The following is a 12,472-nucleotide window of genomic DNA, read 5'->3' as shown; positions in this document are numbered from 1 at the left end:
CGAGGCGGCGGCGACTCAGGCCTCGGGCAGGTGGTACTCCAGCAGTTCCGGATCCTCGCCCTCTTCCTCCAGTGCGCGCCGGACGATGCGGACGGCAACGCCCTCGGAGTAGCCCTTGCGGGCGAGCATCCCCGCGAGGCGGCGAATCCGCTTCTCCCGGTCGAGGCCGCGCGTCCCGCGCAGCTTGCGCTCGACGAGCTCCCGGGCTGTCTCCTCCTCCTGTTCGGAGTCGACCTGTCCGACGGCCTCGTCGATCAGCGTGGAATCCACGCCCCTGGTGCGCAGTTCGCGCGCGAGCGCCCGGCGGGCGAGGCCCCGGCCGTGGTGCCGGGACTCCACCCAGGCCTCGGCGAACGCCGCGTCGTCGATCAACCCGACATCCTCGAACCGGGAGAGCACCTCTTCCGCCACGTTCTCCGGGATGCCGCGCTTCTGCAGCGCATCCGCCAGCTGCTTGCGGGTCCGGGGAGTCCCGGTGAGCAGGCGCAGGCAGATCGCCCGCGCCTGCTCCTCCGGGCTGCGCGGTGGCCCCTGCTCGGCCCTCGACGAGCCGGGGCCACCGCTGTCCGTGCGTACCTTGCCGCCGCTGCGGCCGACGTCCCCGACGTCGGTTCGCCTCGCTGGTGAATCCGGCACGGTACGGATCAGCTCTTGGCCGTGCCGGTCTTGGTCGCCTTGGTGGCCTTGGCCGCCGGAGCGGAAGCCGCCTTGGCCGTCGCATCGGCCACCGCACCGGCGCCACTCGCCGCGTCCGCACCCGGCTCCGCTGTCGGGTCTTCCGGCTTCACACCGATGCCGAGCTTCTCCTTGATCTTCTTCTCGATCTCGTTGGCGAGATCGGGGTTGTCCTTGAGGAAGTTGCGGGCGTTCTCCTTGCCCTGGCCGAGCTGGTCGCCCTCGTACGTGTACCAGGCGCCGGACTTGCGGATGAAGCCGTGCTCGACACCCATGTCGATCAGTCCGCCCTCACGACTGATGCCGTGGCCGTACAGAATGTCGAACTCCGCTTGTTTGAAAGGGGGTGCGACTTTGTTCTTCACGACCTTGACGCGGGTGCGGTTGCCGACCGCATCGGTGCCGTCCTTGAGAGTCTCGATCCGGCGGATGTCGAGCCGCACCGAGGCATAGAACTTCAGTGCCCGGCCACCAGTCGTCGTCTCAGGCGACCCGAACATCACGCCGACCTTCTCGCGGAGCTGGTTGATGAAGATCGCGGTGGTCTTCGACTGGTTCAGCGCACCCGTGATCTTGCGGAGTGCCTGGCTCATCAGCCGCGCCTGGAGGCCGACGTGGGAGTCGCCCATCTCGCCCTCGATCTCGGCGCGCGGCACCAGTGCAGCGACCGAGTCGATGACAATGAGGTCGAGGGCCCCGGAACGGATCAGCATGTCCGTGATCTCCAGCGCCTGCTCACCGTTGTCCGGCTGGGACAGGATCAGCGAGTCGATGTCCACCCCGAGATTTTTGGCGTACTCGGGGTCCAGGGCGTGCTCGGCGTCCACGAAGGCGACCGTGCCGCCAGCCCGCTGGGCGTTGGCCACCGCGTGCAACGTCAACGTGGTCTTCCCCGAAGCCTCCGGTCCGTATACCTCCACCACGCGGCCGCGCGGCAGGCCGCCCACGCCCAGGGCGACGTCGAGAGCGGTCGACCCGGTGGGGATGACCTCGATGGGCTCGTTCGACCGCTCGCCCATGCGCATCACGGCGCCCTTGCCGAATTGCCGTTCAATCTGTGCGAGCGCGGCGTCGAGCGCCTTCTCGCGGTCGGTTCCTGCCATGGGTTCCACCCGGTTTGCTTGAGTCGATCGCTTCACGTCCACGACGCTAACGCCTGCCACTGACAACGCGCCCGGGCGTCGTCCGGCCTGTGGATAACCAGGGCCGGATCACCATGAGAATGGATGTTCGATTTTGATGTCAAGTGCACCACCGGACCCTGGTGTTGTGGTGTGGCTGCCGCCTCGTCGGCGGGCTCGCCGGCGGGTTGGCGTCTTGGCCGGCGAGGCCCGCGCACACGTGTCGACGACGGGCGGCGAGTCGGCGAGGCAGCGGGGCGGCGAGTCGGCGAGTCGGCGAGGCAGCGGGGCGGCGAGGCGGCGAGGCAGCGCTCCCACGAGCGATTGTCCTGGCTAGTCTTCCGCGCGTTGGGTGATGGGCGCCTCGGTGCGGTCTCCCGGGAACTCGTACCACCTGCGCCGCAGGCAGACGTACCGCACATCGGCTTCGACGAGCCGGAGGAAGGCTGTGACCGTCTCGGCAAGACGCTGCTGCAGTCCGGAATCGGTGAGCTGACCGTCCTGGTTGAAGCCCTGGTGTGACCTGGCAAGGCTGAACATGTCCGGATAGACGCGGGTACCGAGGTGTTCCAGGGGAACCCTCAGCGCCCATAGCCCGCGGTTGCCGCCGATCAGAGACGGGGAGGCGGAGACGAGCAGCGCGTGCTTGGTCTTGAACGGCTGAGGCTGGACGCGGGAGACCCAGTCGATCGCGTTCTTCAGCGCTCCGGGCACGGAGGCGTTGTACTCCGGGGAGGAGATCACAAAGGCGTCACACTGCTCGAGCCGGTCGCGCAGCGCCAGAGCGCCACTCGGCAGCCCCTCGGCGGCCTCCACATCGCCGTCGTACGAGGGCATGGCGAAGTCGCGCATGGCGGCGAGGTCGACGGTGGCCCCGGTTTCTGCGATCAGGCGGGCCACGAGGGAGGCGAGGCGGGCGTTGGTGGATTCGGTCCGCAGCGCAGCGCCGAAGACGAGTACCCGCAGCGGACCGGGGTGGGCGTCCGTGGGCATGGCAGCGTCCTTCCGGCGTGCGGGCTCGCCCGGCCAGGGCGTCATCCGGACCAGTGTGGACTGGGCACGGCCGCCCCACGATCGGGCCGGGGCCATCCGGACCAGATGGGGCGCCGCGGGACGCCCGGCGGCAACGGCGGTGCAGTGGTGTCAGCGGCCGCGGCGCAGTACGCGTCCGACCCATGCGAGGGGCGGTGTACCTCGTTTCCGGCGCGGACGCCCGTGCACCCTCGGATCGTCGGTGACGTCGTACCGCTTCACGTACGCCCCCAGGAAGGCCTGCAGCGTCGCCGTCGCCGGAATGGCGATCAGCGCGCCGACGGCCCCCAGCAGCGCGGCGCCCGCGACCACCGAACCGAATGCGACGGCCGGGTGGATGTCCACGGTCCTCGCGGTGATGCGCGGCTGCAGAAGGTAGTTCTCGAACTGCTGGTAGACCACGACGAAGCCGAGCACCCACAGCGCGTACCAGGGGTTCACGGTGAAGGCCAGCAGCGTCGGCAGCGCGCCTGCCAGATAGGTGCCGATGGTCGGGATGAATTGGGACACCACGCCTACCCACACGGCCAGGGCGGGGGCGTACGGCACGCCGAGAATCTCCAGCAGCACATAGTGCGCGATCCCGGAGATCAGCGCCATCAGACCACGGGAGTAGAGATAGCCGCCGGTCTTGACCACGGCGATCTCCCAGGCGCGCAGCACCTCCGCCTGCCGCGCGGGGGGCAGCACCGAGCACAGTGCGCGCCGCAGCCGGGGCCCGTCGGCGGCGAAGTAGAAGGAGAACAGCAGCACCGTCAGGACCTTGAAGAGCCCTCCGAGTACGGTCGCCGACACATCCAGGACACCGGTGGCACTGTTCTCCGCGTACCTCTTCAGCCAGTCGGACCGGATCAGGCTCTTCTGGATCTCGACGCGCGACAGGGTGGTTTCGAAGGTCTGGTTGATCCAGCGGATCACCGAGTCCAGGTACTGGGGGAAGTTCTCGACCATGGTCACGATCTGACTGGCCAGTACCGAGCCGAGCAGCGTGAAGAACCCGGCGAAGAAGACGAGGACGCCCAGGAAGACCAGCGCGGTGGCCAGGCCGCGGCGCACTCCTCGGGCGGCCATCCGGTCCACGGCCGGTTCCACCGCGAGAGCCAGGAAGAACGCGATCAGGATGTTGGCCAGGAGCCCGATCAGCTGGTGGAAGGCCCAGTTGGCGAGCTGGAAGGCGGCGAACAGGGCCAGTGCCAGGACCATGGCGCGGGGCAGCCAGCGGGGCATCTGCTCACTGCGCGCCGGGGACGGGTCCGGTGAGGGGGCGCTCTGGCTGGGTTCCTCTGTCACTGCCACCCGGCAAGTCTGACCTACGGCACCGCCCCGCCGCGCCATCCCTTCCCGTCACGGCTCATCGCCGGTCCGCGAGAGTCGGTTCCCGTCGTCGGCCGCCCAGGTCCCGTCAGCGCTTCTCCGCCGGAATGTCCATGGCCGCGCAGACTCCGCGCCATACATCTTTGGCCGACCATCCCGAGACGAGCGCCTCGTGCACGGTCCGGCCACCGAGCTCGGACATCACATGATCACGCGCGAAGGAGTCCGCGTACGCCTCGCCGAAGTAGTCCGCCATCCGCTGCCAGAAGACCGTCAACCGCATGCATCCAGTATCCCGTCCTACGGGTGCAGCCGGGCACTTGCCACCGCCCGGACGCGCATTCCGGCCTACGGTCTGTCCATGGCCCGATCCGGAGCATCTCTCACCCACGCCGAGCGGTTCGTCTGGCTGACCGCCCGTGTCCTCGAGCAGCGCAGGTTCGCCTATCACTTCCTCTCCGGTGCCACCGGGGACCTTGCGGAGGCGGAGCGGTCCCAGGCCGCCGATGCCGTCGAGGCGGCTGTGGACGCGTACCGCAATCCCGATGGTGGGTACGGACACGCCCTGGAACCCGACCTGCGGGGCCCGGTCAGCCAGCCGCTGCACACCGCGCACGCGCTGCGCGTCCTGGACGGCATCGGCCGCTGCGGGGGGCGACGGGTCGAGCAGATCTGCCGCTATCTGACGGAGGTCTCCACCGAGGACGGTGCGCTGCCGGCGCTGCACCCCTCCCTGCGCGGCTACCCCGCGGCACCGTGGATCCCGGTCGTCGACCACCCGCCGAGCGCGCTGCTGTCGACCGGTCCGGTGGTGGGGCTGCTGCATCGCAACGAGGTGTGGCATGCGTGGCTCTTCCGGGCTACCGACTTCTGTTGGGCGGCCGTCGAGTCTCTGGAGAAGTCCCATCCTTACGAGCTGCAGGCGGCGGTCGCCTTCCTGGACGGCGCACCCGACCGGGCGCGCGCCGAGGCGGCCGCGGAGCGGCTCGGGCGGCTGGTGCGGGAGCAACGGCTTGTGGTGCTGGAGCCGGACCGCGCGGAGGACTATCCGCTGCCGGACGGCTACGGGCCGGGCGAGTACCACTTCCCGTACGACTTCGCCCGGACCCCCGATTCGCTGGCCCACCGCTGGTTCACCGACGCCGAGTTCGAGCGGTCGCTGGACTTTCTCGCGGACGAGCAGCAGGAGGACGGGGGCTGGCCGATCCGGTGGCGGTCGTGGGCTCCTGGGACGAGCCTCGAGTGGCGGCCGATCGTAACCATCGAGTCGCTGCTGACGCTGCGCGCGTTCGGACGGCCGCTCGCCGGGCCGGACTAGGTCTGGAGGGTGTCCTGGCCGGCCAGCGCCCGTACGCCTGCGGTGGCGAGCACGGCAGGCCGCCACGATGACGAGGTGCCGCGGATCGCCGACCGGGCCGGCGCTCGGATGAGTCCCGGCCGAACGGTGGCCGGACGCGACGCTGACCTGCGAGTCCGGCCTGTTGTCAGTGCCTGGGTGCACGATGGGGAACATGTCGGACCAGCCGGCCTCGGCCCTCGATGCGTTCTCCCCGGCGACTCGTGCGTGGTTCACCGGGGCATTCACCGCGCCCACCGCCGCACAGGCGGGTGCCTGGCGGGCCATCGACGAGGGCTCGGACGTGCTGGTCGTCGCTCCCACCGGTTCGGGGAAGACGCTCGCCGCCTTCCTCGCCGCCCTGGACCAGCTGGCGAGCAGTCCCGCGCCCGCCGATCCGAAGAAGCGCTGCCGGGTGCTGTATGTGTCGCCGCTCAAGGCACTGGCGGTCGATGTGGAGCGCAATCTGCGCAGCCCGCTGACGGGGATCCGGCACGAGGCCGTGCGACTCGGGCTGCCGGAGCCGGAGGTGCGGGTCGGCATTCGCTCCGGTGACACTCCCGCCGCCGAGCGCCGCTCCCTTGCCAACCGGCCGCCGGACATCCTCATCACCACCCCCGAGTCGCTGTTCCTGATGCTGACCTCGGCCACTCGGGAAGCGCTGACCGGCGTGGAAACCGTGATCGTCGACGAGGTGCACGCGGTGGCGGGCACGAAGCGGGGTGCGCATCTGGCCGTCTCCCTGGAGCGGCTCGACGAGCTGCTCGAGCGCCCGGCCCGTCGGATCGGGCTGTCAGCGACCGTACGACCCGTCGACGAGGTGGCGCGCTTTCTGTCACCGCAACGCCGGGTGCAGGTCGTGCAGCCGCCGGCCGGCAAGGAATTCGATCTGTCGGTGGTCGTGCCGGTGGAAGACCTGGGCGAGCTCGGAGGCTCCCCGGCGACGGATCCTGACAGCGGGGCGGTCGGCGAGAAGCCCTCGATCTGGCCGCATGTGGAGGAGCGGATCGCGGACCTGGTGGAGGCCCACCGCTCCACGATCGTCTTCGCCAACTCCCGCCGCCTCGCCGAGAGGCTCTGCAATCGGCTCAACGAGATCGCCTACGAGCGCAGCACGGGTGAGCCGTCCCCCGAGCATCATTCACCGGCGGAGCTGATGGGCGGCTCGGGCGCTGCCCGGGGTGCGCCGGCCGTCATGGCCCGCGCGCACCACGGCTCGGTCTCCAAGGAGCAGCGGGCCCTGGTCGAGGAGGACCTCAAGGCGGGCCGGCTGCCCGCGGTCGTCGCCACCTCGAGCCTGGAGCTGGGGATCGACATGGGCGCGGTCGATCTCGTCGTCCAGGTCGAGTCGCCGCCCTCCGTCGCCTCGGGGCTGCAGCGCGTCGGCCGCGCGGGACACCAGGTGGGCGCCGTGTCGACCGGCGTGGTCTTCCCCAAGTACCGCGGTGACCTGGTGCAGGCGGCCGTGGTCACGGAGCGGATGCGCAGCGGGGCCATCGAGTCGCTGCGCGTTCCGGCCAACCCGCTGGACGTCCTGGCCCAGCAGATCGTCGCGATGACGGCGATGGACAGCTGGGACGTGGACGAGCTGCTGGCCGTGGTCCGCCGCGCGGCGCCCTTCGCCGCCCTGCCGGAGTCGGCGTTCACCGCGGTCCTGGACATGCTGGCGGGCCGCTATCCGTCGGACGCCTTCGCCGAGCTCCGGCCGCGCCTGGTGTGGGACCGCGTGGCGGGGACCGTCAGGGGCCGGCCGGGCGCCCAGCGGCTCGCGGTCACCTCCGGCGGCACGATCCCGGACCGAGGGCTCTTCGGGGTCTTTCTGGCCGGTGCCGACCCGAAGAAGGGCGGGGGCCCATCAGACACAGCAGCGCGAAGCGCTTCGGCTCGGGGCGGTGGCGGGCGACGGGTGGGCGAACTCGACGAGGAGATGGTCTACGAGTCGCGGGTCGGCGACGTCTTCACGCTGGGCACCACGACGTGGCGCATCGAGGACATCACGCGCGACCGGGTGCTGGTCTCGCCCGCGCCCGGGGTTCCGGGCAGGCTGCCTTTCTGGAAGGGCGACCAGCTGGGCCGCCCGCTCGAACTGGGCCGTGCGCTGGGCGCGTTCCTCCGCGAGGTCGGGAGCCTCGCCCCCGATGACGCCCGGCTGCGCCTACTGGCGGCCGGGCTGGACGCCTGGGCGACGGACAATGTCCTGTCGTATCTGCAGGAGCAGCGCCAGGCCTGCGGGCACATCCCCGACGACCGAACCATCCTGGTCGAGCGGTTCCGGGATGAGCTGGGCGACTGGCGCGTCGTCATCCACTCCCCCTTCGGCGCCCAGGTGCACGCCCCCTGGGCGCTCGCGCTCGGCGCCCGCCTCGCCGAGCGCTACGGCATGGACACCCAGGTGATGCATGCTGACGACGGCATCGTGCTGCGTCTGCCGGACGCGGACCTGATGGGTCTGGACCTGCTCGACATGGAGACGGATCCGGCTCTGCGAGGGCGGGAGTACGACGCCGAGCAGTCCCCGGTCGGCGCCGCGGACGTGGCCTTCGACAAGGGGGAGGTCGACCAGGTCGTCACCGACCAGGTCGGCGGCTCGGCGCTGTTCGCGTCCCGGTTCCGCGAGTGCGCGGCCCGCGCCCTGCTGCTGCCGCGCCGTAACCCCGGCAAGCGCACCCCGCTGTGGCAGCAGCGCCAGCGTGCCGCCCAGCTCCTCCAGGTCGCCTCGGAGTTCGGTTCGTTCCCCATCGTCCTCGAGGCCGTGCGCGAGTGCCTGCAGGACGTCTTCGACGTCCCGGGTCTGGTGGAGCTGATGGGCGACATCGAGGCCCGCCGGGTCCGGCTCGTCGAGGTCACCACCCCCGAGCCGTCCCCCTTCGCCCGCTCACTGCTCTTCGGCTATGTCGCGCAGTACCTGTACGAGGGTGACTCCCCGCTGGCCGAACGGCGCGCGGCCGCCTTGTCGTTGGACTCCCGGCTGCTGGCCGAGCTGCTGGGCCAGGCCGAACTGCGCGAACTGCTCGACGCGGACGTGCTGACCGAGCTGGAGCGCGAGCTGCAGTGGCTGACCGAGAACCGCCGCATCAAGGACGTGGAGAGCCTCGCCGACGCGCTGCGCTTCCTCGGCCCGCTCACCGACGCGGAGCTGGCAGAGCGCGGTGGGCAGCCGCAGTGGGCGCGGGAGTTGGCAGGGGCCCGCCGTGCCATCCGGGTACGGATCGGGGGCGCCGATCACTGGGCCGCCGTCGAGGACGCCGGGCGGCTGCGCGACGCCCTGGGCACCGCGCTGCCGGTGGGTGTGCCCGAGGCCTTCACCGAACCGGTCAAGGACCCGCTCGGCGATCTCCTCGCCCGCTACGCCCGCACCCACGGGCCGTTCACCTCTGCCGAGGCCGCGCAGCGTTTTGGCATCGGCGTCGCCGTCACGGACGGGTCCCTGCACCGGCTGGCCGCGACGGGGCGCGTCGTCCAGGGCGAGTTCCACCCTGCCGGCATCGGCCAGGAATGGTGCGACAGCGGGGTGCTGCGCCGACTGCGGCGACGCTCGCTGGCCGCGCTCCGGCAGGAGATGGAGCCCGTGCCGCCGACCGCGCTCGCCTCCTTCCTGCCGCAGTGGCAGCACGTGGGCACCCACAGCCTGCGCGGCGTCGACGGCTTGGTGCGGGCGATCGAGCAGCTCCAGGGCGCCGCGGTGCCTGCCTCCGCCCTGGAGAAGCTGGTGCTGCCGTCCCGGGTCGCCGACTACGCCCCGGGAATGCTCGACGAGTTGACCACCGCAGGGGAGGTCGTCTGGGCCGGGGCGGGGGCGCTGCCCGGCAAGGACGGCTGGGTGTCGCTGTTCGTCGCGGACGCCGCACCGCTGCTGCTGCCGCCGCCCCATCCGTTCGAGACCGGACCGCTGCACCAAGCGGTGCTCGACGCCCTGTCGGGCGGCTATGGGCTGTTCTTCCGGCAGATCGCCGATCAGGTTCGCGCCGTGCATCCCGAGTGCACCGACCCGCAACTCGCCGACGCCGTCTGGGATCTGGCGTGGTCCGGCCGGCTCACCAACGACACGCTGTCCCCGCTGCGCTCCCTGCTGGGCTCCGGCCGTACCGCGGGCGCGACCGCGCATCGTGCGAAGCGCTCGGTCCCGCGCGGCCGGTACGGCACGCTGACCGCCCTCAGCCCGCGTACGGTCCGGGGGACCGCCTCCCGGAGCGGGCCGCCGACGGTGGCGGGCCGCTGGTCCCTGCTGCCTGAGCGCGAGACCGAGGTCACCCATCGGGCGCACGCTCTGGCTCGTACACTCCTGGACCGGCACGGAGTGGTGACCCGGGGCGCCGTTCAGGCCGAGGGCGTGGAGGGCGGCTTCTCGGCCGCTTACCGCGTGCTGTCCGCGTTCGAGGAGACCGGGCAGGCCCGGCGCGGCTATGTGGTGGAGGGCTTGGGCGCCGCGCAGTTCGCGATGGACGGCGCGGTCGACCGCCTCCGGGCGGTGGCCACGGCCCGGGAGCGCGAGTCCGCGGAGGCACCGATGGCTCCCGCTGCCTACGGAACCGCCCACTCCGCCGGCCGGGGCAAGGCGGTGGTGCTGGCCGCCGCGGACCCGGCCAACGCCTATGGCGCGGCGCTGCCCTGGCCGGAGCCGCCCACCGGCGCCGGGCACAAGCCGGGCCGTAAGGCGGGGGCGCTGGTGGTGCTGGTGGACGGCGAGCTCGTGCTGTACGTCGAGCGCGGTGGCAAGACGCTCCTCGCGTGGCCGGGGCCCGAGGCGGACAGCCCGGACAGCGACGCACGGCTGCACCTGGCGGCCGAGGCGCTGGCCGGGGCGGCCCGGGACGGCGCGCTCGGCACGGTCACGGTGGAGCGCGCCAACGGCTCCCCCGCCCTGACCTCCCCGATAGGCCGCGCCCTGGAAGCCGCCGGTTTCCACGCTACTCCGCGCGGCCTTCGTCTCCGCCCGACGTGAGGCTCGTCCCCGCCCCGGACGCGGCCCCACCGGAAGCGGACCGCACCCAGGAGGGCCAGCACCCGCCGACACAGCGCTCGGCCGGGCGCTGAGCGCCTCGTCACGGACCATCGACCGCGCTGAAGTGCCGCCGACGGTCTCGCCGCCGGCCGAGGGCCCTCGCCACGAGGCCGTCCTCCAGCGGCATGATGGCTGCATGCCCGAAGGAGACACCGTCTGGCGGACGGCCCGCGCGCTGCACGAGGGGATCGCGAGCGAGCGTCTGGTGCGTTCCGATCTGCGCGTGCCCAGGCTGGCCACCGTCGACCTGTCCGGCCGGAAGGTCATCGAGGTCGTCTCGCGCGGCAAACATCTGCTCACCCGGTTCGAGGGTGGTCTCACTCTCCACTCCCATCTGCGGATGGACGGCGCATGGCACCTCTACGCCGCCGGCGAGCGCTGGCGCGGCGGTCCGGAGCACCAGATCCGCGCCATCCTGGACACCGGGCAGCGGGCCGCCGTCGGCTACCGCCTCCCTGTGCTGGGCCTGCTGCGCACCGCCGAGGAGGACTCGGTCGTGGGTCACCTGGGCCCCGATCTACTCGGCCCCGACTGGGACCCGGACGAGGCCCTGCGACGGCTGCTCTCCGCGCCGGGCGTCCCCCTCGGCGAGGCGCTGCTCGACCAGCGCAACCTCGCCGGCATCGGCAACGTCTACAAGTCCGAGCTGTGCTTTCTGGCGCGCTGCACCCCCTGGCTCCCGGTGGGTGAGGTACCTGCCCCGGACCGCCTGGTCGCCTTGGCCAAGAAGCTGCTGGAGGCCAACAAGACCCGGCTCGCCCGCGCCACCACCGCCGACCCGCGGCGCGACCAGCGCCTGTGGGTGTACGGCAGAGCGGGGCGCCCTTGTCGCCGCTGTGGCACCGCCGTGCTCACCGCCGAGCGGACCTCCCCGGGGGAGCGCACCACGTACTGGTGTCCGTCCTGTCAGAGGGGGCCGTCCCTGCAGCCTGATTGACGGCCCGTCAGTTCCGCTCGTACCGTCACGCCCATGTCCATCCAGGCGTACGACCTCACCGGACGCGCCGCCCTCGTCACCGGCGCCGCAAGCGGCATCGGCCGCGCGACCGCCCTCCTGCTCGCACAGGCCGGCGCGACGGTCCACTGCGCCGACCTCGACGAGAAGGGCCTACGGGAGACCACCGAACGGATCGAGGCCCAGGGCGGCAGCAGCACGGCCCACCCCCTGGACGTGACCGACCGCGCCCAAGTCGCGGCCACCATCGGCGAAGTCGTACGCACCGGGGGCCGCCTCGACGTGATGGCGACCATCGCCGGGATCATGCACAGCAGTCCGGTTCTGGAGACGGCCGACGCCGACCTCGACCGCGTTCTGGCGGTCAACTTCAAGGGTGTCCTGCACGGCTGCCAGGAAGCGGCCCGCGCAATGATCGCGACGAACACCCCCGGCTCCATCGTCACCATGGCCTCCGGCGCGGTCGACACCGGCACCCCGGGCCTGCTCTGCTACAGCGTCGCCAAGGCGGCCGTCGTACAGCTCACCAGGACGCTGGCGTCCGAGGTCGGGCGGCACGGCATACGAGTCAACGCGGTGGCACCCGGCTGGATCCGCACCCCCATGACGGACCGTCATGACGCGCAAGCCCAGCACCGGGTGGAAGCGGCGATGGCCCGCGCCTCCCCCCTTGGCCGGGTGGGCGAGGCGGAGGACATCGCCCACGCCGTTCTCCACCTGGCCTCGGACGCCTCCTCGTTCACCACGGGTCAGATCCTGCGTCCGAACGGCGGCGTCGCGATGCCCTGGTAGCCGCGCCGTCCGCCGGCCCGGGCACACAGTGGACGGGCAGCAGGCTCAGTCCCCACCCTCCGGCGGCGAGTGCCGTCTCGAGCGGTCCGGCCCCGCCCGGCTGTATCAGCAGGCGCACCGCGGCCCAGCCCCAGGCGGCGGCGGAAGCGGGCACGATCGCCCAGCGCAGGGCTCGGCGCACCCGTATTCGGTCCGGGGCGACGGCGGCGGCGGTGGCCGCACGGGCCTGTGTGCTGCACCGCCCC

8 protein-coding genes and 1 pseudogene are annotated in these 12,472 nt (G+C 71.9%); 4 read left to right on the top strand and 5 right to left on the bottom strand.

Annotated elements, in window-relative coordinates; all coding sequences use genetic code 11:
• Nucleotides 1-15 precede the first annotated feature (15 nt).
• The 5 genes and pseudogenes from recX to ACTWQI_RS17255 form a co-directional block, all read right to left on the bottom strand.
• Nucleotides 16-753, bottom strand: a pseudogene (gene recX, locus ACTWQI_RS17275) (recombination regulator RecX); the annotation flags it as partial.
• Nucleotides 645-1,778 (bottom strand): recombinase RecA, encoded by a 1,134-nt coding sequence (gene recA, locus ACTWQI_RS17270; RefSeq protein ID WP_443271388.1) that lies wholly within the window; start codon nt 1,776-1,778, stop codon nt 645-647. The gene recA and the pseudogene recX, both read right to left, overlap by 109 nt.
• A gap of 351 nt (nt 1,779-2,129) precedes the next feature.
• Nucleotides 2,130-2,789, bottom strand: a complete 660-nt coding sequence (locus tag ACTWQI_RS17265; protein ID WP_443271387.1) for an NADPH-dependent FMN reductase — start codon at nt 2,787-2,789, stop codon at nt 2,130-2,132.
• A 150-nt stretch (nt 2,790-2,939) separates the two neighbouring features.
• The gene (locus ACTWQI_RS17260; RefSeq protein ID WP_443271599.1) at nt 2,940-4,055 is read right to left on the bottom strand and encodes an AI-2E family transporter; all 1,116 of its coding nucleotides are present in this window, start codon (nt 4,053-4,055) and stop codon (nt 2,940-2,942) included.
• A gap of 175 nt (nt 4,056-4,230) precedes the next feature.
• On the bottom strand, nt 4,231-4,425 hold the full coding sequence (locus tag ACTWQI_RS17255; RefSeq protein ID WP_443271385.1) for a DUF3046 domain-containing protein: 195 nt from the start codon (nt 4,423-4,425) through the stop codon (nt 4,231-4,233).
• A 78-nt stretch (nt 4,426-4,503) separates the two neighbouring features.
• Here ACTWQI_RS17255 and ACTWQI_RS17250 point away from each other — a divergent pair, with 78 nt between their 5' ends.
• From ACTWQI_RS17250 to ACTWQI_RS17235, 4 genes are all read left to right on the top strand, one after another.
• Nucleotides 4,504-5,460, top strand: coding sequence for a hypothetical protein (locus ACTWQI_RS17250; RefSeq protein ID WP_443271383.1), 957 nt, complete (start codon nt 4,504-4,506; stop codon nt 5,458-5,460).
• A gap of 193 nt (nt 5,461-5,653) precedes the next feature.
• The gene (locus ACTWQI_RS17245; RefSeq protein ID WP_443271381.1) at nt 5,654-10,420 is read left to right on the top strand and encodes an ATP-dependent helicase; all 4,767 of its coding nucleotides are present in this window, start codon (nt 5,654-5,656) and stop codon (nt 10,418-10,420) included.
• 196 nt (nt 10,421-10,616) lie between these two features.
• Nucleotides 10,617-11,417, top strand: a complete 801-nt coding sequence (locus ACTWQI_RS17240; protein WP_443271379.1) for a DNA-formamidopyrimidine glycosylase family protein — start codon at nt 10,617-10,619, stop codon at nt 11,415-11,417.
• 33 nt (nt 11,418-11,450) lie between these two features.
• Complete coding sequence (locus ACTWQI_RS17235) at nt 11,451-12,227, top strand: SDR family NAD(P)-dependent oxidoreductase (RefSeq protein WP_443271377.1); 777 nt, start codon at nt 11,451-11,453, stop codon at nt 12,225-12,227.
• The last annotated feature ends 245 nt before the right edge of the window (nt 12,228-12,472 follow it).

It is taken from the genome of Streptomyces sp. KR80, from assembly GCF_052245555.1.
Classification (GTDB): domain Bacteria; phylum Actinomycetota; class Actinomycetes; order Streptomycetales; family Streptomycetaceae; genus Streptomyces.
The sequence above is the reverse complement of the archived record's forward strand: the minus strand, read 5'-3'. Positions and strand labels throughout refer to the sequence as shown.